The organism is Rhodococcus sp. Leaf225 (genome assembly GCF_001426145.1).
Taxonomy (GTDB): Bacteria; Actinomycetota; Actinomycetes; order Mycobacteriales; family Mycobacteriaceae; genus Rhodococcoides.
Genome location: NZ_LMRN01000020.1, coordinates 277,003 through 298,874, shown reverse-complemented (window position 1 = coordinate 298,874; position 21,872 = coordinate 277,003). Strand labels below are relative to the sequence as shown.

Genomic DNA, 21,872 nt, shown 5'->3' with positions numbered 1-21,872 from the left:
GGGTCAGGACAGGCCCGCGGCGTCCATCCCGCGCAGCTCCTTCTTGAGGTCCTGGATCTCGTCGCGCAGACGGCCTGCCAGCTCGAACTGAAGTTCGCGCGCCGCGTTCATCATCTGATCGGTGAGCTGCTTGACCAGGTCTGCCAGCTCGGCGCGCGGCATGGTCGAGACGTCGCGCCCCTCCACGACACCGCTGCTGCCGGCTCGTCCCGCCTCGCCGGGCGCCCGCCGGCCACGGCTCGCGTTGCGGCCCGATCCACCGATGTCCACGGTGGCCTCGGTGTCCTCCGCCTCCTCGTACACCTGGTCGAGGATGTCGGCGATCTTCTTGCGCAGCGGCTGCGGATCCACACCCATCTTCTCGTTGTAGGCGATCTGCTTGGCGCGGCGACGCTCGGTCTCCTCCATGGCGTACTGCATCGAGTCGGTGATCTTGTCGGCGTACATGTGCACCTGGCCGGACACGTTTCGGGCCGCACGGCCGATGGTCTGCACCAGGCTGGTCCCGCTGCGCAGGAAGCCCTCCTTGTCGGCGTCCAGGATCGCGACGAGGGAGACCTCCGGGAGGTCCAGACCCTCACGGAGCAGGTTGATGCCGATGAGCACGTCGTACTCGCCGAGCCGGAGCTGACGCAGCAGCTCGACGCGTCGGAGAGTGTCTATGTCGGAGTGCAGGTAGCGCACCCGGATACCGAGCTCGAGGAGGTAGTCGGTGAGATCCTCCGCCATCTTCTTGGTCAGCGTGGTGACCAGGATGCGCTCGTCCTTCTCGGTGCGCTGGCGGATCTCGTGCACGAGGTCGTCGATCTGGCCCTTGGTGGGCTTGACGACGATCTCGGGGTCGACCAGGCCGGTCGGGCGGATGACCTGCTCGACGACCTCACCGCCGCTCTGTCCCAGCTCGTACTTGCCGGGGGTGGCCGACAGGTACACCGTCTGCCCGATGCGCTGCGTGAACTCCTCCCACGTCAGGGGGCGATTGTCGGTGGCCGACGGCAGCCGGAAGCCGAACTCCACGAGGTTGCGCTTGCGCGACATGTCCCCCTCGTACATGGCACCGATCTGGGGCACCGTCACGTGGGACTCGTCGATGACGAGCAGGAAGTCGTCCGGGAAGTAGTCGATGAGTGTGGCCGGCGCAGTCCCGGCAGGTCGCCCGTCGATGTGGCGCGAGTAGTTCTCGATGCCGGAGCAGAAGCCGACCTGCTTGATCATCTCGAGGTCGTACTGCGTACGCATGCGCAACCGCTGGGCCTCGAGCAGCTTGCCCTTGCCCTCCAGATCGGCGAGCCGCTCCTCGAGCTCGGCCTCGATGTCCCGCACCGCACGCTCCATGCGCTCGGGCCCGGCGACGTAGTGGGTCGCCGGGAAAATGCGCACGCTGTCGACCTGGCGCACCACGTCGCCGGTGAGCGGATGGAGGAAGTACAGCGCCTCGATCTCGTCGCCGAAGAACTCGATCCGGACGGCGAGTTCCTCGTAGGACGGGATGATCTCGACGGTGTCGCCGCGCACACGGAACGATCCGCGGGTGAACGCCATGTCGTTGCGGGTGTACTGCACGTCGACGAGCAGCCGGAGGAACTTGTCGCGCGGGACCTCCTGCCCCACCTCGAGATGCACCGACCGGTCCACGTAGGACTGCGGTGTGCCGAGACCGTAGATGCACGACACCGAGGCGACCACCACGACGTCGCGACGGGACAGCAGATTCGCCGTCGCCGAGTGACGGAGCCGCTCGACGTCGTCGTTGACCGACGAGTCCTTCTCGATGTAGGTGTCGGTCTGCGCGATGTACGCCTCGGGCTGGTAGTAGTCGTAGTACGAGACGAAGTACTCGACGGAGTTGTTGGGCAACATCTCTCGCAGTTCGTTGGCCAACTGCGCAGCCAACGTCTTGTTGGGCGCCATGAGCAACGTGGGCCGTTGCACCTGCTCGATCAACCACGCGGTGGTGGCCGACTTTCCGGTGCCGGTGGCGCCCAGGAGCACGATGTCCTTCTCGCCCGCCTGGACCCGCTTGGTCAGCTCCGCGATGGCCGTCGGCTGATCGCCCGCAGGGCTGTACTCGCTGACCACCTCGAAGGGACGATCGCTGCGCTCGATGTCGCCCACGGGACGGAACTCGGAGTGCGCCAGGACGGGTTGTTCAGCTGCAAAAGCCATACCACCAGAGTAGGCCCGACCACCGACACAGTCGCCGTTCGGCGGGTCACACGACCCGGCCGCGGGTACACCGACCGTCGCTGTCGGACCTGCGCGTCACAATGAGCCCATGCTGCTCGCACGCGTCGTCGCGACCTCGGCCACGGTGGCCGCCACCCGGTCCCGCAAGGCCAAGGTCCTGGCGCTCGCCGCTCTGCTGTCCGAGTGCGCTCCCGAGGAGGTCGCCCTGGTGACGCTCTACGCGTCCGGCACTCTGCGTCAACGCCGTACCGGCCTGGGGTGGCGCAGCGTCGCCACTCTCCCCCCGGCCGCCGACGCACCGACGCTGACGGTCGCCGCCGTCGACGCGGCGTTCGACGCCGTCTCGACGATGGCGGGTCCGGGATCGCAGGCAGCACGCGCGGCGGCGGTGTCCGCTCTGTTCGGCAGCGCCACCGACACGGAACAGACCTGGCTGCGCGGCGTGGTCACCGGTGAGGTCCGCCAGGGTGCGCTCGACGCGCTGGTCCAGGAAGCCGTGGCGGCCGCGGCCGACGTCCCGCTCCCCGAGGTGCGCCGGGCCGCGATGCTGTCGGGATCCACGGTGACGGCCGCGACGGCCGCGTTCACCGGCGGGTCTGCGGCACTCGCGGAGCTGGGACTGACCGTGGGCCGAGCGGTGCTCCCCATGTTGGCCTCCAGCGCCCCCACCGTGGCCGAGGGCGTGGCGAAGGCGGCCGGTGGCGCAGCCGGCGCCGTGGCGCTCGACACCAAGCTGGACGGCATCCGTGTGCAGGTCCACCGTCGCGGTGAGGACGTCTCGATCAGCACCCGCAGTCTCGACGACATCACCGCACGCCTGCCCGAGGTCGTCGAGTACGTGCGCGCCCTGCCGCTCACCTCCGTGGTGCTCGACGGCGAGGCACTGGCCCTGGACGAACAGGGACGTCCGCGGGCCTTCCAGGAGACGGCGTCACGCACAGCGCAGTCGACCGGTGTGGCCGTGACGCCCTTCTTCTTCGACATCCTGCACCTGGACGGTGAGGACCTGCTGGACCGTGCGCTGCACGAGCGGCTGGCCGTTCTCGACGCTCTGATCCCGGAGGGCAACCGTGTGCCGCGGCTGGTGACGGCCGACCTCGAGGCCGCGGACTCGTTCGCGGCGTCGGCGGTCGCGTCCGGTCACGAGGGTGTGGTCGTCAAGAACCTCGATGCGCCGTACGACGCGGGACGGCGCGGCGCCGCCTGGGTCAAGGTGAAGCCGGTGCACACGCTCGACCTGGTGGTGCTCGCAGTCGAGTGGGGATCCGGTCGCCGGTCCGGTCTGCTGTCCAACATCCACCTGGGCGCAGTGGATCCTGCCGGCGGGTTCGTGATGCTGGGCAAGACCTTCAAGGGCATGACCGACGAGATGCTCGCCTGGCAGACGGAGCGGTTCCTGGCTCTCGAGACGGGACGGACCTCGCACGTGGTGCACGTGCGGCCCGAGCAGGTCGTCGAGATCGCGGTCGACGGACTGCAGCGTTCCTCGCGCTATCCGGGCGGCATCGCACTCCGATTCGCGCGCGTGGTCCGCTACCGCGACGACAAGGTGGCTGCGGACGCCGACACGCTCGACGGCGTGCGCAGCATGTTCGCGCCGCCCGCTCCGTGACGGTGCGCGGTACGGTGCGGACCATGACGGGTCTGGCACACGTGCACCCACCGAAGGTCGAGGTGTTCGACGTCGCGGGACGCACCAACACCGATCCGAAAGGTGTCGTCCGCCCGGTCGACGTGTACGAGACGACCGACTGGGGGCTCTACATGGCCCGTCCGTCGGACCATCCGTCCTTCGACTACCTGGAGTCGTGGATCGTCCCCAGCCTGGGTATCCGCGCGTCGATCTTCCACTACCTGCCCACGCATGTCCGCGACCAGAACCACTACGTCGACATCGGCGAGTTCGTCCGCGACGGGGACGTGTGGCACTCGGTCGACCACTACCTCGACATCGTCGTCCGTACCGGCCGCGACGCCGAGCTCCTGGACGTCGACGAATTGCTCGTCGCGCACAGCACCGGGTTGCTCGACGCGCGGACGACGGAGGCCGCCATCCGTCGGGCGTCCGACGCCGTGGACGGAATCGCGGCGGCGAACCACGACGTCGACGGATGGCTCGCCGCTCTCGGCATGACGACCCACTGGGCGGATCGCTGAGGAGCGATCAGTCGGCTTTCCACCCCGTCCGAGCCGCCCACTCCACGACCTCGGGATACACACTGTCGAAGTACGGCGCCTTCTCCCCCACGTACGCCTCGATAGCGTCCACGTACTCGCCGTGTTCCGCGGCTCGCGCGGCAGCACGGGTCTTCACGTCGAGGTACGCCTCCCGAGCGGCGGGGTCGGCGCGAAGCCGGTCTCGGAACATGAGCGCGAAGACCTGTCCGGGGTACCCGTCGACCCGGAGGTGGATGTTCACCGGTCTGCCCGGGTCAGCTGCGCCGTGCAGACGCTTCTCCCACAGTGCAGGATCGGCTTCCCCCGGCACCGCCGACGGCTTCGGGTCGTCGGCCGTGATGTGTTCGATGCGCGGAAAGGTGGCCGCCGTCAACGGATCGCGCAGTGCGTCCGCGGTGGCGAGATCCGCCACCGTCACCTGGATGTCGAGGACGTCCTTCGCCGGGAAGTCGGGAACCGCGGTGGATCCGATGTGGTCGATCCGTAGCGCTCGGTCGCCGCAGGCGAGACGCACACGATCCATCACGCGCTGTGCCTCGGCGGGCCACATCGGGTCGGCCGGCACCACGCGGGGGGCGGTCCGGGCCACGGTCTCCGAGCGGAGGTTGGCCGCGAAGAGCTCGAGACGATCGGCCCAGAGTTCACGGACGGTGGCCTCCAACGCTTCCGGTGTCCCGGAGTTGTCGAGCCACACGTCGGCGGCGGCGCGGCGCTGCTCGTCCGTCGCCTGGGCTGCGATGCGGGCGCGGGCGTCGTCCTCGTTCAGCCCACGCGACGCCACCAGCCGTCGCACCCTCTCCTCCGCCTCGACGTGGACGACCACGACGAGGTGAAAGGCTGCGGCGGTGCGAGATTCGACGAGCAACGGGATGTCGTGCACCAGGACGCAGTCCGGCGGAGCGCTGTTCACGAGCTCGGTCGTGCGCTGCCCGATCAAGGGGTGCAGGATGCCGTTCAGGGCGAGGCGGGATTCCTCGTCCCCGAAGGCCTTGGCCGCCAACGCCGGTCGATTCAGGCTGCCGTCGTCAGCCAGGATGTCCCCGCCGAAGCGCTCGACGAGAGCGGCCAGCCCGGGCGTGCCCGGCTCCACGACCTCGCGCGCGATCTTGTCGGCGTCCACCACCACGGCGCCGAGGTCGGCGAGGGTGCGTGACACCGTCGACTTCCCCGCGCCCATTCCACCGGTCAATCCGATTCTCAACACGCACCCAGTGTGGCCGAGTCCGGCGCGCAGCGCATCAACACGCCGCGAATCACCAGTCTCAAATGCACCATGTTTCCCAACCTGTCGGTTATCTTCGAGGCGCACAACAGGCTTTCGTATTTTCTCCGGAAGGCTCCGCGAGACGGTACTCGACAGGTAAAGGACGGGCATGAACACCATTGCGGGAGAGGGAGTCGGTCGGATGCAGTCCGGACGGCACCGCCTGGGCATGTCCGACGGCGTCCACTGCATCCTGATCCCTCAGGTCGCCGATGCGCTGGCGGAACATCGCCGCAACTGGTTCACCTCGCTCATCAGCCCTGCCCGCCACAGCTTCGCGTCCATGCGCAAGCGCGGCGTGCAGATGGGCACCGGCTGGAGTGCAGCCGCAGCGAGCTGACCCACCGCACCACCGACCACACGAGAGAAGGCCCGATCCTGCGCGGATCGGGCCTTCTCTCGTGTGTGGAGCCGGTCGGGTGCCGGTGCCACGAACGGGAGAAGCCCCGAACCTGTGCGGTTCGGGGCTTCTCTCGTTCAGCGGTCGATCAGCGGATCATGCTCCGCCGGGTCGGCGAATCAGGCTCCGCCGGGTCGGCGAATCAGGCTCCGCCGGACAGCTTCTCGCGCAGAGCGGCGAGCTGAGCGTCACTGGCGAGCGATCCGCCGGTGGACTCGGGAGCTGCTGCCGCCGGTGCACCCTGTGCGGACGGGGTACCGGTCTCCGAGGAGTAGCCGGCCGCTGCGTTGGCAGCTTCCTGCGCCTCGTCGGCTGCGGTCTTCTCCATCTGCGCGGTGTGCATCTTGTGGCGACGCTCCGCCTCGGCGTAGCGGCCTTCCCACTCCTCGCGCTGCTTGTCGAAGCCCTCGAGCCATTCGTTGGTCTCGGGATCGAAGCCCTCGGGGAAGACGTAGTTGCCCTGCTCGTCGTACGAGTCGGCCATGCCGTACTTGGACGGATCGAACTCGGCGCTGTAGTCCTCGTTGGCCTGCTTCAGCGACAGCGAGATGCGGCGACGCTCGAGGTCGATGTCGATGACCTTGACGAGCGCGTCGTCGCCCACGGTGACGACCTGGTCCGGGACCTCCACGTGGCGCTCGGCCAGCTCGGAGATGTGGACCAGGCCCTCGATGCCCTCTTCGACGCGCACGAACGCACCGAAGGGAACCAGCTTGGTGACCTTGCCCGGGACGATCTGACCGATCGCGTGGGTACGGGCGAACTGACGCCACGGGTCTTCCTGCGTCGCCTTGAGCGACAGGGAGACACGTTCGCGGTCCAGGTCGACGTCGAGAACCTCGACCGTGACCTCGGTGCCGACCTCGACGACCTCGGACGGGTGGTCGATGTGCTTCCAGGACAGCTCGGACACGTGGACCAGGCCGTCGACTCCGCCGAGATCGACGAACGCGCCGAAGTTGACGATGGAGGACACGACGCCCTTGCGGACCTGGCCCTTCTGGAGCTGGTGCAGGAACTCGCTGCGCACCTCGGACTGCGTCTGCTCGAGCCATGCACGGCGCGAGAGGACGACGTTGTTGCGGTTCTTGTCGAGCTCGATGATCTTGGCCTCGATCTCCTTGCCGACGTACGGCTGGAGATCGCGGACACGACGCATCTCGACGAGCGACGCGGGAAGGAAGCCACGGAGACCGATGTCGAGGATGAGTCCACCCTTGACGACCTCGATGACGGTGCCCTTGACGGCCTCGTCCTTCTCCTTGAGCTCCTCGATGGTGCCCCAGGCGCGCTCGTACTGTGCGCGCTTCTTCGACAGGATCAGACGACCCTCTTTGTCCTCCTTGGTGAGGACGAGAGCTTCGACCTCATCGCCCACGGAGACGACCTCGTTGGGGTCGACGTCGTGCTTGATGGAGAGCTCGCGAGAGGGGATGACGCCTTCGGTCTTGTAACCGATGTCGAGCAGGACCTCGTCACGGTCGACCTTGACGATCGTGCCCTCGACGATGTCGCCATCGTTGAAGTACTTGATCGTCGCGTCGATCGCGGCGAGAAAATCCTCGGCGGAGCCGATGTCGTTGACGGCTACCTGCGGCGAGGTGACGGTGGATGAGGCCATGTGGTGAGTTGCTCCGGACGGGTTGGGGTCGGTGGATGGATGTTCGGTCGGACAGACTCGTTCTTCCTGCGGACAGGACACGCGTGCTGCCGTATCTTGAGCGCTGGGAGACGAGACACGACGCAGTCCCCCCGGACACGCCACGGACCCTCGCCGACGAGCGGGAGTCCGACCACGTGCACGCGAAGACAGACATTCGCATATCGAAGACTACTCGGTGCCCCGCGCACCGAGCAAACCCGGTTACCGTGTTGCGCGTGTCCACAGAAACCCCCGGCGATCTCGGTGTTCCGGCACGTCCGACCGGGTCCACGCCCGGCCACGCTCCCGCTGCCGACGCGGCCCCCGCGGAGCCGCTGCCCGGTCGCCGCCGCGTCGACTCCCGATCCTCCGAGCGGGCGTCCCGGTCCTGGTGGGACCAGGATTCCGACGAGTACCACCGCACCCACGGCGACTTCCTCGGCGTGACGAGCGAGGCCGGCGAGTTCGTGTGGTGCCCCGAGGGTCTGCACGAGGGTGACGTGCACCTGCTCGGTGACGTCGAGGGGCGCGACGTGCTCGAGATCGGATGCGGATCCGCACCCTGCTCGCGCTGGTTGGCCAGTCACGGTGCCCGCGCGACGGGCCTCGACATCTCGGCCGGAATGCTGGCGCACGGCGCTGCGGCGATCGCGGCCCGCGAGGCATCGTCCCCCGGCAGTGCGTCACCCGCACTGATCCAGGCCTCCGCGGAGAACCTGCCGTTCGCCGACGCGTCCTTCGACGTGGTGTGCTCGGCCTTCGGCGCGATCCCGTTCGTCGCCGACTCCGCCGGAGTCATGCGTGAGGTCCGGCGCGTGTTGCGCCCCGGCGGACGGTGGGTGTTCTCGGTCAACCACCCGATGCGGTGGATCTTCCCGGACGATCCGGGCCCGGCCGGGCTGACCGCCACCATCCCCTACTTCGACCGCACGCCGTACGCCGAGTTCGATCCTGACGGCACCGCCACCTACGTCGAACACCATCGCACGGTGGGCGACCGCGTTCGCGAGATCGTCGCCGCCGGGCTGACTCTGGTCGACATCGTCGAACCCGACTGGCCGGAGTGGCTCGATCGCGAGTGGGGTCAGTGGTCGCCGTTGCGTGGAGTGCTCTTCCCCGGCACCGCGATCTTCTGCTGCACCGCCTGACCTGTCAGAGACCACGCACCACGTGGGCGTCGACCGTCTCGAGGAACTCGCTCGTGGACGCGAGTCCCCCGATGTCCGCGGTACCGACTCCCGAGGCGATCGTCGCCTCGACCGCCGCGCGGATCCGCTCACCCACCCGTGCGTGATCGGCGGGCACGGGTCCCGCCGCGAGGTGCTCGAGCATCGCGGCCACCGACAGCAGCAGCGCCGTCGGGTTGGCGCGGTTGCGGCCCGCGATGTCGGGGGCCGCGCCGTGGGCGGCCTGAGCCATCACCTTGGTGTCCGAGGCATTGATCGACGGTGCCGTCCCGAGCGACCCCGCCAACTCGCCGGTGAGGTCGGACAAAATGTCTCCGAACATGTTCTCGGCCACCAGGACGTCGAAGGTCTCCCCCGACCGCACGAGCTTCGCCGTGAGGGCGTCGATGTGCTCGTGGTCCACCTCGACGTCCGGGTGCCGCTCGGCCACCTCCATGCACACGTCCTTGAACAGCCCCGTCGTCAATCGCAACACGTTCGTCTTGTGCACCACGGTCACGTGACGCCGACGAGTCTCCGCGAGGGCGAACGCCTGCTCGGCGATGCGTTCGCACGCTCGACGGGTGAACACCGCCACGGCCAGGGCGACGTCGGGAGTGGGCATGAACTCCCCGGATCCGACGGCCATGTTGCGGTCGGCGTAGAAGCCCTCGGTGTTCTCCCGGACGACGACCAGGTCCATGTCCGGACTCGTCGCCCGCACGCCCGGCAACGCGCGTGCCGGCCGGATGTTCGCGTACAGATCGAACTCCTTGCGGATGCGACCACCCGGCGTCAGCTGCCCCCGCGTCTCCTCGGGGTAGGACGCGCTGTCGTGCGGTCCGAGGACCCAGGCGTCCAACTCTGCCAACGCGCTCAGGGTGCGCGGCGGTACCGCGTCGCCGAACTCGTCGAGTGCCGCACGACCGAAGGGCAGCTCCACCCACTCGACGGGCGTGGCACCCAGGGCCTGCACGGCCGCATCGACGATCTGTACGGTCCCGGGCACGATCTCGGTGCCGATGCCGTCGCCGTGCAGGACACCGATGCGGTGCGGTGCGCGGCGCGAACCGGCACCGGAGTCGTCGGACTGTGAGGCCCCGGGATGCGCTGCACTCGTCATGGCCGCCATCATTACCCATCATGGTGCAGTCGGTGGAACTCCTCCTGGACGAGCGCAGCGACGATGCGATCCGGCGCGAGTGGAACTACCTCGCCGAGCTGGGCCTGCCGAGTCAGGCTCGCCACGCGGGGGCGTCCAACCGTCCGCACGTCACCATCGCGGTCGCGTCGAGGATCGACGATGTCGCCGAGCGCCGGCTCGCCGCTCTGATCGCCGACGGACGAGACGCCGGGTCGTGGCGGTTCCCCGAGTCGGTACGCCTCGGCGGGTTGGTGGTCTTCGGCGGATCGCGGGCGGTCCTGGCCCGCTCCGTCGTGCCGACCGCGGCTCTCCTGGATCTGCACGCGCGGGTGTACGAGGCGCTCGCCGACTCGCCCGGCATTCCCCCGCATCTCGAACCCGGGCACTGGACTCCGCACGTGACCCTGGCGATGCGCGCACGTCCCGAGGACATCGGTTCCGCGGCATCGCATCTCGTGACCGATATTCAGGACGTCGACGCCGAGGTGTCGGCCGTCCGTCGCTGGGACGGCGACGCGAGAGCCGACTGGCTCATCGGGTGACAGGCGGCGCGGCCACCGAGGCGGCTCGGCGCCTCGTCGTGACCACCACCCCGACGATGATGAGCGCGGTACCGAGCACCGCGTTCGCGGTGACCGACTCGTCGAGCACGAGGGCGCCGAGCGCGATGCCGACGACGGGACTGAGGTACGTCACGGTCGACGCGGCGGACGGTCCCCATCCCGTCACGACGTTGGTGTTCCACAGGAAGGCCAGCCCGGTGCCGGCACAGCCGAGCGCGAGCATCGACGCGACGACGGGCACGTCGAGACGCACCGCGTCGCTCGCCACCACGGGTGCCGCGACCAGCATCATCATCGCGGCGAGACCGATCTGCATCGTCGCCACCGCCAACGACGGCACACCCAGCGGGATGACGAACCGACGCAGGTACACCAGCGCGACACCGTAGGACGCGGTGGCGCCGAGGCACGCCAGCTGCGCACGCGGGCTGCCACTCAGACCGCTCTCCCACGGCGCGAACACCACGACGATGCCGGCGAAGCCGATCAGGAGGCCCGCGGCGCGCAGCAGAGTCGGCCGTTCGGCGGGAAGAACGGCGAAGGCCAGCACCGTCGTCATGAGCGGCGTCGTCGCGTTGACGATGGATGCCGTGGCCGAGTCGATCTCCTGCTCCGCCCACGCGAACAGCAGCCACGGGAGGATGCACTGCACCACCGCGAGGAACGTCGAGTGGAGCCACACGACTCCTCGCCGCGGGAGTCGAACATGCATGGGACGCAACAGGATCAGCAGTGTGGCCGCACCGAGGACGAGTCGCGCCAGCACCACCTGGACGAAGCTCAGCCCCTCGAGGCCCACCTTCATGAACAGGAAGCTCGCGCCCCACACCGCTGCGGTGGCCAGGAACTGCAGTACGAGCACGATCAGAAACGGTAGTCGCCGTGGCGGGTCACCTCGGCATGGGTGTCGGGTGTCCGATCCGCGAGTGCGAGGGCGGCCAGGACAGTGAGGAGGAGCAGGACTGTCGCGAGAACGAGGAAGAAGGTCATGCGAGAAATACTCCGTCGCAGCGGATTCCACCAACAGTGGCAGTAATGACATATTTCGTCGTTTTCCTGCCATACTGGGCGACATGTTGACGAAGGTGGTCGTCCCGCTCCTGCCGTTGACCGAGGCGTTCGAACTGGGTGTCGCGTGCGAGGTCTTCGGATTCGACCGGTCGGATGACGGACTGCCGGTCTACGACTTCTCGCTGATCGCGGCCGTCCCCGACCCGATCCGCACTCGGTTCGGCTACTCCATCGACGTCCCGTACGACCTCGATCGACTCGACGACGCGGATCTGATCATCATGTCCGCGGGTGGTACCGCGACGGCGCCGGACGGCACGTTCGCCTGCGGCACCGGTGACGGCCACGACCTCGAGCCGCTGGCCGAGAAGTTGCGCGCTGCCGTGGCGAGAGGCGCGCGCGTCGCGAGCCTGTGCACCGGCGCCTTCGTTCTCGGCGAGGCGGGACTGCTGGACGGACGTCGGTGCACGACCCACTGGCGCCATGCGGCGCGCCTGGCCGAGCGCTTTCCCGGCGCCACGGTCGACTCGAACGTGCTCTACGTCCAGGACGGCAACGTCTACACCAGCGCGGGAACCGCTGCCGGGATCGACCTGTGCCTGCACATCGTGCGGTCCACACAGGGCGCCGCGGTGGCCAACGGCATCGCACGACGCATGGTGGTGCCCCCGCACCGTGACGGCGGCCAGGCCCAGTACGTCGCGGTGCCCGTCCCCACCTGCGACTCGGACACCCTCGCCCCGCTCATCGACTGGATCGCCGAGAACCTGCGCGAGGACCTCACCGTGGACGTCCTGGCAGCACGCGTCTCGATGTCGCCCCGCACCTTCGCTCGCCGATTCCAGGCGGAGACGGGCACGACCCCGGCACGCTGGATCAGCGATCAGCGCGTTCTCGAGGCGCAGCGACTCCTCGAGTCAAGTGACCTGTCGGTGGACGCCGTCGCGGACACCGTGGGATTCGGTTCCGCGGCGGTGTTGCGCCAGCACTTCCTGCGGCTGCGCCGCACCACACCGCAGTCCTACCGGCGCACCTTCCGGGCGGCGCCCGTCTCGGTCTGATCGAATTCGGGAATGACGGCGCGGGTCCGCCTGTTGACGGTGGACAGAACACCATGCCGGAGCCCACACGAGGTGGGTCGGCACTCACGACGAAAGGATCCTCGTGGCAACGCAGACCCTCACCCAGCAGAACTTCGACGAGACCGTCACCGGTAACGACGTCGTTCTGGTCGACTTCTGGGCCGACTGGTGCGGACCGTGCAAGCAGTTCGCCCCGACGTTCGAGAAGTCCTCGGAGCAGCACCCCGACGTCGTGTTCGGCAAGGTCGACACCGAGGCGGAGCAGGGACTCGCCGCCGCCGCGAACATCCGCTCGATTCCCACGCTCATGGCGTTCCGCGAGGGCGTCCTCGTCTTCGCGCAGCCCGGCGCACTTCCGCAGGCGGCGCTCGAGGACCTGGTCGGCCAGATCAAGGGCCTGGACATGGACGACGTCCGCAAGCAGATCGCGGAGCAGCAGGCCGCGGCCGAGTGACCACCGCGGGCTGACACCCGCACCACGACGGCGGGCGACGGAAGAGATTCCGTCGCCCGCCGTCGTCGTCGTGTGGTCGCCTCAGTGTGCGGCGTCGTCCCAGGTGCGACCCGTTCCCACGGAGACGTCGAGCGGCACCGACAGCTCGATGGCGTGCGCCATCTTGTCTCGGACCAACGCCTCGACCTCGGCGCGTTCGGACTCGACGACCTCGAGCACCAGTTCGTCGTGCACCTGGAGGAGCATCCGCGAGGTGAGCCCGGCCTCGACCAGTCCGAGCTGGACGTCGATCATCGCGACCTTGATGATGTCGGCCGCGGTGCCCTGGATGGGGGCGTTGAGGGCCGCGCGCTCGGCGACCTCGCGGCGCTGACGATTGTCGCTCGTCAGATCCGGCAGGTAGCGGCGACGTCCGTAGAGAGTCGAGGTGTAGCCGACCTTGCGCGCCGCCTCCACGACCTCGTGCAGATAGTCGCGCACCCCACCGAACCGGGAGAAGTACGCCTCCATCTGCTCCTTGGCCTCCTCGGTGGAGATCTTGAGCTGCTGGGAGAGGCCGTAGGCACTGAGCCCGTACGCCAGTCCGTACGACATCGCCTTGACCCGGCGGCGCAACTCCGGCGTCACCTCGTCGATGGGCACCCCGAAAGCGCGCGACCCGACGAAGCTGTGCAGATCCTCGCCGGTGTTGAATGCCTCGATGAGCCCCTCGTCCTTGGAGACGTGCGCCATGATCCGCATCTCGATCTGGCTGTAGTCCGCCGTCATCAGCGAGTCGTAACCCTCGCCGACGACGAAGCCCTCCCTGATGCGACGGCCCGCGGACGTCTTGACCGGAATGTTCTGCAGGTTGGGCTCGGTGGAGGACAGCCGACCCGTCGCGGCGATGGTCTGGTTGAACGTGGTGTGGATGCGCCCGTCGTCGCTGACCGACTTGAGCAGACCGTCGACCGTCACCTTGAGCCGCGTGGCGTCCCGGTGATCGAGTAGGTGCCGGAGGAAGGGATGCTCGGTCTTCTCGAACATCGACTGCAGCGCTTCGGCATCGGTGGTGTAGCCGGTCTTGGTGCGCTTGGTCTTGGGCATGTCGAGCTCGTCGAACAGGACCACCTGCAACTGCTTGGGTGACCCGAGGTTGATCTGCTTGCCGATCACCGCGTAGGCCGCCTCGGCGGCGACGCTCACCTCCCCGGCGAACTGGCTCTGCAGGTCGTGCAGATGATCGAGATCGATCGCGATACCGGTGTTCTCGACGGTGGCGAGCACGCCGAGCAGCGGCAGCTCCATGTCCGAGAGCAGCGGCGCGGACTCGATCTCGTCGAGCTCACGGTCCAGCGCGTCCGCGAGATCCAGCACCGCCTGCGCTCGCAGGATCTCCCCCTCGGCCACCGCTGCCTGCGTCTCGTCCTCGCTGTCGAGCAGGGACAGCTGGGCGTCGCCGGCGTCCTCGATGCGCAACTCGCGCTTGAGGTACCGCAGCGACAGGTCGTCGAGCGCGAAGCTCCGCTGCCCCGGTCGGACCAGGTAGGCCGCGAGTGCGGTGTCGCTGGTCAGCCCCGCGACGGGCCATCCGCGACCGCGCAGCGCATGCAACGCCCACTTGGCCTCGTGGAGAGCCTTGGGCCGCGACTCGTTCGCGAACCAGGCCGCGAGTGCCTGCTCGTCCTCGGCGGTGAGCCCGATGGTCTCGACGTAGGCGCCCTCCCCGTCCGCCGACGCGAACGCGACGGCCGACGCGTCACCATCGAACGGGGACCGCGTCCCCACGACGGAGAGCCCGGTGCGGACACCGTCCTGCGTGTGCGCCTCGAGCCACTCGGCGAGCTCGCCCGGTTCGAGCGCGCGGCCCCGCACCTCGAAGCCCTCCTCCGCCTCCGGCTCGGTCGACGAGAGGGTGGCGAAAAGCCGATCGCGCAACACACGGAACTCGAGATCGTCGAACAGCGCGTGCACCCGCTCGCGGTCCCACGGCGCCAGCTGCAGTTGATCCGGTGTGTACGGCAGAGGGACGTCGCGCACCATCTCGGTGAGCTGGCGATTGAGGACGACGCTGGAGAGATTGGCGCGCAGCGCGTCGCCGACCTTGCCGCGCACGGTGTCGACCTTGTCGACCAGGTCCTCGAGGCTGCCGTACTCCCGGATCCACTTGGTGGCGGTCTTCTCCCCCACCCCCGGGATGCCGGGAAGATTGTCGCTGGGGTCTCCGCGCAGCGCCGCGAAGTCCGGATACTGGGCCGGGGTGAGTCCGTACTTGCTCTCGACCTCCGCCGGCGTGAACCGCGTCAGGTCGGAGACGCCCTTGCGCGGGTAGAGGACGGTCACCTGGTCGTTGACCAACTGCAGCGAGTCCCGGTCGCCGGTGACCACCAGCACCCGGTACCCCGCCGCGACCGCCTGCGTGGTGAGGGTGGCGATGATGTCGTCCGCCTCGAAGCCCGGCTCCGCCATCACCGGGATGCCCAGTGCTCCGAGGACGTCCTTGGTGATGTCGATCTGGCCCGCGAACTCGTCGGGGGTCTTGATGCGATTGGCCTTGTACTCCGGGAACTTGTCCGCCCGGAAGGTCTGGCGAGAGACGTCGAAGGCCGCGCCGACGTGCGTGGGCGACTCGTCCCGCAGCAGATTGATGAGCATGGAGGTGAACCCGTACACCGCGTTGGTGGTCTGCCCGCTGGTGGTCTTGAAGTTCTCGGCGGGCAGGGCGTAGAAGGCGCGGTACGCCACCGAGTGACCGTCGATCAGCATCAGGAGGGGCGAGGACTCGGTTACTGGACTCACGCAGGTCAGTCTAGGGAGGCGTACCGACACGGGCGTGGTCGGCGGTCGACCGCTTCGAAACAAGACTGAAACATCGAAGAAATCGAAGCGGCCGTTCTCGATACCCGGAGCCCGATAGAGTCCGACAATTGCAAGCAGAGCCGAGATTCCTCGGCGTTAGTCGACCGTCCGAGAGGACCCCCGTGCCCCCCTCGAGTCCTCGACGGCCCGGACGAACGACGGCCACCGCCGCCCTCGTCCGCGCGCTCGTCGTCGTACTCCTCGGCCTCATCGCCGCAGCCACCTTCGGTGGAACGGCCCTGGCCCAGGAACCCACTCCGTCCCCCACTCCGAGCTCGAGCTCCCCACCCGCGAGCGGCTCCGAGTCCGACTCCGCTCCACCCGCCGACGCGGTGAACGTCAGCGGCAGCCTGAACAACGCCGGTGAACGCCTCGTCGGCGTCGACGTCGTGGCCCTCGACTCCGGAGAGTCCGAGGTGGCTCGCACCACGTCGGAAACCGGTGGGCGATGGACACTTCCGGTCTCACCCGGCAGTTACACGTTCCGCGTCGACCCCGAGACCCTGCCCGACGGTGTCTCCGTGCAGGGCGACGTCGAACGCACCGTGGAGGCAGGTCGCGCCAACACCGTCATCTTCAGTTTCGGTGAGGAACGCAGCGCCACGGTCGTCCCGTTCTACGAGAAGTTCCTGCGCACCACCATCGACGGGCTGCGCTTCGGCCTGGTCATCGCGCTCGCCGCGATCGGTCTGAGCCTCATCTTCGGCACCACCGGGCTCACCAACTTCGCCCACGGCGAGTTGGTCACGCTCGGCGCCGTCGCGGCATGGGTCTTCAACCAGAAGCTCGGGATCCAGCTGATCCCGGCGACCGTCCTGGCGGTGATCGTCGGTGTGGCGGTCGGCTGGGCGAACAACGCCGGACTCTGGAGACCGCTGCGCAGACGCAAGACCGGCCTCATCGGCCAACTCGTCGTCTCGATCGGTCTCGCGATCGCCCTGCGGTACCTGATCCTCATCTTCTTCTCCGACCGCGCCGAGCCCTACAAGGACTATCAGGCGCAGGTGCAGCGTGAGTGGGGGCCGTTCGCCATCACCGACGTCAACCTCGCCTGCATCGTCATCAGCGTCGTGGTGCTCGTGCTCGTCGCGCTCATGCTGCAGAAGACCCGTATCGGCAAGGCCATGCGCGCCGTCGCCGACAACCGCGATCTCGCCGCGTCGTCCGGCATCAACGTCGAGCGCGTCGTGACCTTCGTCTGGTGCATGGGCGGCGGTCTCGCCGCTCTGGGCGGCGTGCTGTTCGGGCTCTCCGAGCTCGGCGGACGCGTCCAGTGGGAGATGGGCTTCAAGCTCCTCCTGCTCATGTTCGCCGGCATCACCCTCGGTGGCCTCGGTACGGCGTACGGCGCCCTGCTCGGCTGTGTCATCGTCGGTCTGCTGGTGCAGTGGTCGACGCTCGTGATCAACCCCGACCTCAAATACATCGGAGGATTGCTCGTCTTGATCGTCATCCTCATCGTCCGGCCGCAAGGCATCCTGGGCTCGCGGCAAAGGATCGGCTGACCATGGACATCATCGGAGCAATCCAGGTATCGCTGGCCCAGCTCGTCGGGCCCTCCGCGATCTTCTACGCACTTCTCGCCATCGGACTGAACCTGCACTTCGGCTACGCAGGACTGCTCAACTTCGGTCAGATCGGCTTCGCCCTGCTGGGCGGATACGGCGTCGGCATCATGACCATCACGTACGAACAGCCGCTGTGGCTCGGCATCCTCGTCGGACTCGCGGCAGCCGGTCTCCTCGCGCTCGTGCTCGGTATCCCCACCCTGCGACTGCGGGCGGACTATCTCGCCATCGTCACCATCGCGGCGTCGGAGATCCTGCGACTGGTCTTCCGGTCCACCGCGTCGAACGGTGTCACCGGATCGACCAACGGCCTCTTCGGTTTCGCCGATCCGTTCACCAACCTCAGCCCGTTCGACTCGGGCAAGCAGTACTCGTTCGTCGGCGTGAAGTTCTACGGCGACGACCTGTGGGCCATGGTGGTCGGATGGTCACTGGTGCTGATCCTGTGCGGACTCGTGTACCTGCTCACGCACAGCCCCTGGGGACGCGTCCTCAAGGCGGTGCGCGAGGACGAGGACGCCGCCCGCTCGCTGGGCAAGAACGTCTTCGTCTACAAGATGCAGGCCCTCGTCCTCGGTGGCGTCATCGGCGGTATGGGCGGCGTGTTCAACGCTCTGCAGACCAAGTCGATCAACCCCGACTTCTACTCGACGGCGCAGACCTTCTTCGCCTTCGGCGCACTGATCCTCGGCGGTGCGGCCACGGTCTTCGGTCCGGTCGTCGGAGCCATGCTCTTCTGGTTCTTCCTGTCGATCCCCGACGTGCTGCTGCGTCAGGCCGCCGCCGGCGACGACCCGCTCATTCCGATGACCGAACAGCAGGTCGGCGCCACACGATTCGTCCTCCTCGGTATCCTCATCGCGGTGCTGATGATCTTCCGCCCGCAGGGACTGCTGGGCAACAAGCGGGAGGTACAGCTCGATGCCAAGTAACACCATCGCGGCACGCAAGCCGCTCAGCGCCGAGGTGCGCGCGGCGTTGTTCGCCGACGTCGCGAACACCCCCGGCGTCGCCAAGCCCGACCCGACCATGGTGGTCGACGGCGTGTCCCGGACCTTCGGTGGCCTCAAGGCCGTCGACGTGGCACACCTCGAGATCCAGCGTGGCTGCATCACCGGCCTGATCGGCCCGAACGGCGCCGGCAAGACGACCTTGTTCAACCTGCTCACCGGGTTCGACCAGCCGGACACCGGGTCCTGGTCGATGGACGGCAAGTCGCTGGGCAGGATGACGCCGCACCAGGTGGCGCGCCACGGTGTGGTGCGGACATTCCAGCTGACGAAGGCACTGTCGAAGCTGACCGTGCTGGACAACGTCCGGCTCGGTGCCACGGGACAGAAGGGTGAGCGGATCTTCAACACGCTCATGCCATGGACGTGGAAGGCGCAGGAGCGGGAGGTGACCGAGCGTGCGCGGGAACTGCTCGCGCGATTCAAACTCGACGCGAAGTCCGAGGACCTCGCGGGATCCCTCTCCGGCGGACAGCGCAAGCTGCTCGAGATGGCGCGAGCGCTCATGACCGATCCCGCCGTCGTCATGCTCGACGAGCCCATGGCCGGCGTCAATCCCGCACTGACGCAGAGCCTTCTGGGCCACATCAAGTCGCTGCGCGACGACGGCATGACCGTCGTCTTCGTCGAGCACGACATGGACGTGATCCGCGACATCAGTGACTGGGTCGTGGTCATGGCTCAGGGCAGCGTCATCGCCGAGTCCGCGCCCGCGCAGTTGGCGGACAACGAGGCCGTCGTCGACGCGTACCTGGGAAGCCACCACGATCAGGCGCTCGAGTTCGACGCCGACGGAAATCCTGTGGGCGCCACGGCAGAACTGGCCGAGGCGCTCGAGCAGGCCGAGGTCGAGACACTCGAGTCGGGCGGAGATCTCTCCGCGGCCGAACCCGAGATCGGGACGGACAAGAGGACCACGACATGACCGAATCCGGAGCGACCACATCCGAGGGAACCGGGCTCACCGCAGCAGAATTCGCGGCGACACCGGACGAACACCGCCGCCTGGCCACCGACGCGCTCGTGCGTGCCGACGACCTGGTGGCCGGATACATCCCCGGCGTGAACATCCTGAAGGACTGCAACTTCTATCTGAACGACGGCGAGATCGTCGGCATCATCGGCCCCAACGGTGCCGGCAAGTCGACGTTGCTCAAGGCACTCTTCGGTCTCATCCCGATCCGCAGCGGATCCGTCACGCTGCGCGGCGACACCATCACGTCCGCCGAGGCGCACGTGCTGGTGACCAAGGGTGTCGGCTACGTTCCGCAGACCCAGAACGTGTTTCCCTCGCTCACCATCGAGGAGAACCTCGAGATGGGGATCTACCTGCGGCCGAGGAAGTTCCAGGAACGGTTCGACTTCGTGAGCGAGCTTTTCCCGCTGCTGTCGGAGCGTCGCAAGATCAAGGCGGGCGCACTGTCCGGTGGCGAGCGGCAGATGGTCGCCATGGGCCGCGCGCTGATGATGGAACCGTCCGTGCTGCTGCTCGACGAGCCGTCGGCCGGACTGTCTCCGATGTTCCAGGACGAGGTCTTCATCCGCTGCAAGAAGATCAACGCGGCGGGCGTCTCCATCATCATGGTGGAGCAGAATGCTCGCCGGTGCCTCCAGATCTGTGACCGCGGCTACGTGCTGGATCAGGGCAAGAATGCGTACACCGACACCGGCACGAACCTGATGAACGACCCCAAGGTCATCGAGCTGTACCTCGGCACGTTGGCGGGGAGCAAAGAGAAGAAGTAGTACCCGCGCACACCGACAGGGGCGCTCCGAGTTCGCTCGGGGCGCCCTTCTCGCTGTCTGCGGCCCCTCACCCTCGGCGAGTACGTCCGAAGTGCCGTGCAACGAGCCGTATTCACAACACTGTCGACGTACTCGCGGACGGGGAGCCCCGAGCACGACAGCAGAACGGGCCCGACTCCAGTGGAGTCGGGCCCGTTCCGGGCTACTGCAGATCAGCCGCCGACGACGATGTAGTCCTCGGTGGTGAGCTTGTTGTCCGGTCCGAAGACCAGCTTGCCGTACGAGCCGACGGACGGCTCACCGCCGTCGGTGAACGCGAGCTCACCGGTGACACCGTCGTAGTCGATGTCGGTTCCGGCCTTCACCAGCGGCAGGCACTCCTGGAACGTGGTGCACTTCGTTCCGTCCTTGGTGACGGAGTTGATGTTCGCCGCGATGTCGACACCCGCGGTGGACTTCGCCTGCTCCGCGGCCAGGGCGGAGATCACGACGGCGTCGTAGGACTCACCGGCGTAGTTGAAGTCGACCAGAGCCGGGTTGACGGCCTTGAGACGGTCCTGGAAACCGGCGCCCACGTCGGTGAGCGGCGTGGTGCCACGCATGGTGTCGAGCAGGCCGGGTCCGACCGACTCGCCGAGGGCGTTGCCCATGTTGCCGTCGACGCCGTAGACGGCGGTGCCGTCCGACGGTCCGATGCCGATCTCGTGCATACGGGTGATGATCTTCGCCGACTCCTCGAAGCCGATGATGGCGACGGCGTCCGGGTTGAAGTTCTTCACCTGGTCCACCTCGGCGTTGAACGACTGCGCGTTGGGGTCGTAGATGATCTTCTGGATCTGGTCGGACGCGATGCCGGCGTCCTCGAGGTTGGTGACAGTGTTGCTCGCCAGGCCCGTACCGTACGGGTCGTTGAGCGCGAGGATGGAGACGCGCTGGCCGCCGTCCTCGGCGATGAGCTGCGAGAGCGCCTGTGCCTGAAGCACATCGGTCGGTGCCGTGCGGAAGTACTGGCCCTTGTCCGCGTAGCAGACGAACTGGTCGGAGGTGTTGGCCGGCGAGATCTGCACGACGCCGGCGCTGGCGATCTTGTCGATGACCTTGAGCGACACCGAGGACGACGCCGCACCCAGGATGACACTGACGCCGGCCGCGAGCTCGCGGTCGACGGTGCTGTTCGCGGTGTCCGTGGTGGTGTCGCCCGAGTCGCCGGGGATGAGCTCCATCGGCTGGTCGAGAACGCCACCGGCGCCGTTGACGTCGTTGACGGCGAGCTGCACGCCGGCGACCTCGGGCGGGCCGAGGAAGGCGAGGCTACCGGTCTCGGGAAGCAGTGTGCCGAGCTTGAGCGGAGTGGTCACCGGCGTCGCGCCGGCAGTTGCCTGCTCGGGTGTGCAGTCGGTGTCCACGGTGGCCTCCGCAGCTGCGGAAGAGCCGCCGGCAGCGCTGGTTTCGCTGCCGGAACTCGAATCGTCGCTCGAGGAACAGCCGAACAGGGCGAGCGAAGCGACGCTCACCACCGCAGCCGTCCGAACGATGGTTCGTCTTGCCATCTGTCGTCTCCTAGAAATATGTGCGTCACGCACCCGATACCGTGACGCTCGTGAAGGAGAACCTATCGC

General features: G+C 67.8%; 19 protein-coding genes. 11 read left to right on the top strand and 8 right to left on the bottom strand.

Translation table 11 applies throughout. The features are described 5' to 3' along the window. Window positions 1-3 precede the first annotated feature (3 nt). A complete protein-coding gene (gene uvrB, locus ASG69_RS14890) occupies window positions 4-2,166 on the bottom strand; it encodes an excinuclease ABC subunit UvrB (protein ID WP_027506756.1) in 2,163 nt (720 codons plus the stop codon). Between the two features lie 109 nt (window positions 2,167-2,275). On the opposite strand from uvrB, the gene ASG69_RS14885 reads away from it, so the two are divergent. Together ASG69_RS14885 and ASG69_RS14880 are read left to right on the top strand one after the other, a co-directional pair. Further along, a complete protein-coding gene (locus ASG69_RS14885) occupies window positions 2,276-3,799 on the top strand; it encodes an ATP-dependent DNA ligase (RefSeq protein WP_056447957.1) in 1,524 nt (507 codons plus the stop codon). A 23-nt stretch (window positions 3,800-3,822) separates the two neighbouring features. Continuing rightward, complete coding sequence (locus tag ASG69_RS14880) at window positions 3,823-4,344, top strand: DUF402 domain-containing protein (RefSeq protein WP_056448098.1); 522 nt, start codon at window positions 3,823-3,825, stop codon at window positions 4,342-4,344. A gap of 7 nt (window positions 4,345-4,351) precedes the next feature. Here ASG69_RS14880 and coaE read toward each other — a convergent pair whose 3' ends face one another. After that, the gene (coaE, locus tag ASG69_RS14875; protein ID WP_056447955.1) at window positions 4,352-5,569 is read right to left on the bottom strand and encodes a dephospho-CoA kinase; all 1,218 of its coding nucleotides are present in this window, start codon (window positions 5,567-5,569) and stop codon (window positions 4,352-4,354) included. A 169-nt stretch (window positions 5,570-5,738) separates the two neighbouring features. On the opposite strand from coaE, the gene ASG69_RS14870 reads away from it, so the two are divergent. Next, on the top strand, window positions 5,739-5,969 hold the full coding sequence (locus ASG69_RS14870; RefSeq protein WP_081821417.1) for a hypothetical protein: 231 nt from the start codon (window positions 5,739-5,741) through the stop codon (window positions 5,967-5,969). 202 nt (window positions 5,970-6,171) lie between these two features. Here the strand turns inward: ASG69_RS14870 and rpsA are convergent, their stop codons facing one another. Continuing rightward, window positions 6,172-7,650: a 30S ribosomal protein S1 gene (gene rpsA / locus ASG69_RS14865; protein ID WP_027506761.1), complete on the bottom strand. Its 1,479-nt coding sequence runs from the start codon at window positions 7,648-7,650 to the stop codon at window positions 6,172-6,174. A 356-nt stretch (window positions 7,651-8,006) separates the two neighbouring features. Here rpsA and ASG69_RS14860 point away from each other — a divergent pair, with 356 nt between their 5' ends. Further along, entirely contained in the window at window positions 8,007-8,819 is an 813-nt protein-coding gene (locus ASG69_RS14860) for a class I SAM-dependent methyltransferase (protein ID WP_056448095.1), read from the top strand. A 4-nt stretch (window positions 8,820-8,823) separates the two neighbouring features. On the opposite strand, the gene ASG69_RS14855 is transcribed toward ASG69_RS14860, so the two are convergent. Continuing rightward, a complete protein-coding gene (locus tag ASG69_RS14855) occupies window positions 8,824-9,960 on the bottom strand; it encodes an isocitrate/isopropylmalate dehydrogenase family protein (protein WP_082544661.1) in 1,137 nt (378 codons plus the stop codon). Between the two features lie 20 nt (window positions 9,961-9,980). Between ASG69_RS14855 and ASG69_RS14850 the strand changes: the two genes are divergently transcribed. Beyond that, a complete protein-coding gene (locus tag ASG69_RS14850) occupies window positions 9,981-10,523 on the top strand; it encodes a 2'-5' RNA ligase family protein (RefSeq protein ID WP_056447953.1) in 543 nt (180 codons plus the stop codon). On the opposite strand, the gene ASG69_RS14845 is transcribed toward ASG69_RS14850, so the two are convergent. Further along, window positions 10,513-11,406 (bottom strand): DMT family transporter, encoded by an 894-nt coding sequence (locus ASG69_RS14845; protein ID WP_268788575.1) that lies wholly within the window; start codon window positions 11,404-11,406, stop codon window positions 10,513-10,515. The genes ASG69_RS14850 and ASG69_RS14845 overlap by 11 nt on opposite strands. Window positions 11,407-11,408: 2 nt before the next feature. Beyond that, on the bottom strand, window positions 11,409-11,534 hold the full coding sequence (locus tag ASG69_RS23275; protein ID WP_261769712.1) for a hypothetical protein: 126 nt from the start codon (window positions 11,532-11,534) through the stop codon (window positions 11,409-11,411). 83 nt (window positions 11,535-11,617) lie between these two features. Between ASG69_RS23275 and ASG69_RS14840 the strand changes: the two genes are divergently transcribed. Further along, complete coding sequence (locus ASG69_RS14840; protein WP_027506765.1) at window positions 11,618-12,616, top strand: GlxA family transcriptional regulator; 999 nt, start codon at window positions 11,618-11,620, stop codon at window positions 12,614-12,616. 103 nt (window positions 12,617-12,719) lie between these two features. Next, window positions 12,720-13,091: a thioredoxin gene (gene trxA / locus ASG69_RS14835; protein ID WP_027506766.1), complete on the top strand. Its 372-nt coding sequence runs from the start codon at window positions 12,720-12,722 to the stop codon at window positions 13,089-13,091. An 81-nt stretch (window positions 13,092-13,172) separates the two neighbouring features. Here trxA and polA read toward each other — a convergent pair whose 3' ends face one another. Then, the gene (gene polA / locus ASG69_RS14830; protein ID WP_056447950.1) at window positions 13,173-15,836 is read right to left on the bottom strand and encodes a DNA polymerase I; all 2,664 of its coding nucleotides are present in this window, start codon (window positions 15,834-15,836) and stop codon (window positions 13,173-13,175) included. 215 nt (window positions 15,837-16,051) lie between these two features. Between polA and ASG69_RS14825 the strand changes: the two genes are divergently transcribed. Genes ASG69_RS14825 through ASG69_RS14810 form a run of 4 tightly spaced genes read left to right on the top strand, consistent with a single transcriptional unit; the run spans window position 16,052 to window position 20,253 of the window. Continuing rightward, a complete protein-coding gene (locus tag ASG69_RS14825) occupies window positions 16,052-17,434 on the top strand; it encodes a branched-chain amino acid ABC transporter permease (protein WP_027506768.1) in 1,383 nt (460 codons plus the stop codon). A gap of 2 nt (window positions 17,435-17,436) precedes the next feature. Further along, window positions 17,437-18,429 carry a branched-chain amino acid ABC transporter permease gene (locus ASG69_RS14820; protein WP_027506769.1) on the top strand — a complete coding sequence of 331 codons (993 nt, stop codon included), beginning with the start codon at window positions 17,437-17,439 and terminating at the stop codon, window positions 18,427-18,429. After that, the gene (locus tag ASG69_RS14815) at window positions 18,419-19,432 is read left to right on the top strand and encodes an ABC transporter ATP-binding protein (protein WP_027506770.1); all 1,014 of its coding nucleotides are present in this window, start codon (window positions 18,419-18,421) and stop codon (window positions 19,430-19,432) included. Before ASG69_RS14820 ends, ASG69_RS14815 begins: the two co-directional genes overlap by 11 nt. Further along, window positions 19,429-20,253 (top strand): ABC transporter ATP-binding protein, encoded by an 825-nt coding sequence (locus ASG69_RS14810; RefSeq protein ID WP_056447947.1) that lies wholly within the window; start codon window positions 19,429-19,431, stop codon window positions 20,251-20,253. The genes ASG69_RS14815 and ASG69_RS14810 overlap by 4 nt, the downstream gene beginning before the upstream one ends. A gap of 212 nt (window positions 20,254-20,465) precedes the next feature. On the opposite strand, the gene ASG69_RS14805 is transcribed toward ASG69_RS14810, so the two are convergent. Beyond that, on the bottom strand, window positions 20,466-21,803 hold the full coding sequence (locus ASG69_RS14805; protein ID WP_027506772.1) for an ABC transporter substrate-binding protein: 1,338 nt from the start codon (window positions 21,801-21,803) through the stop codon (window positions 20,466-20,468). Between the last annotated feature and the right edge of the window lie 69 nt (window positions 21,804-21,872).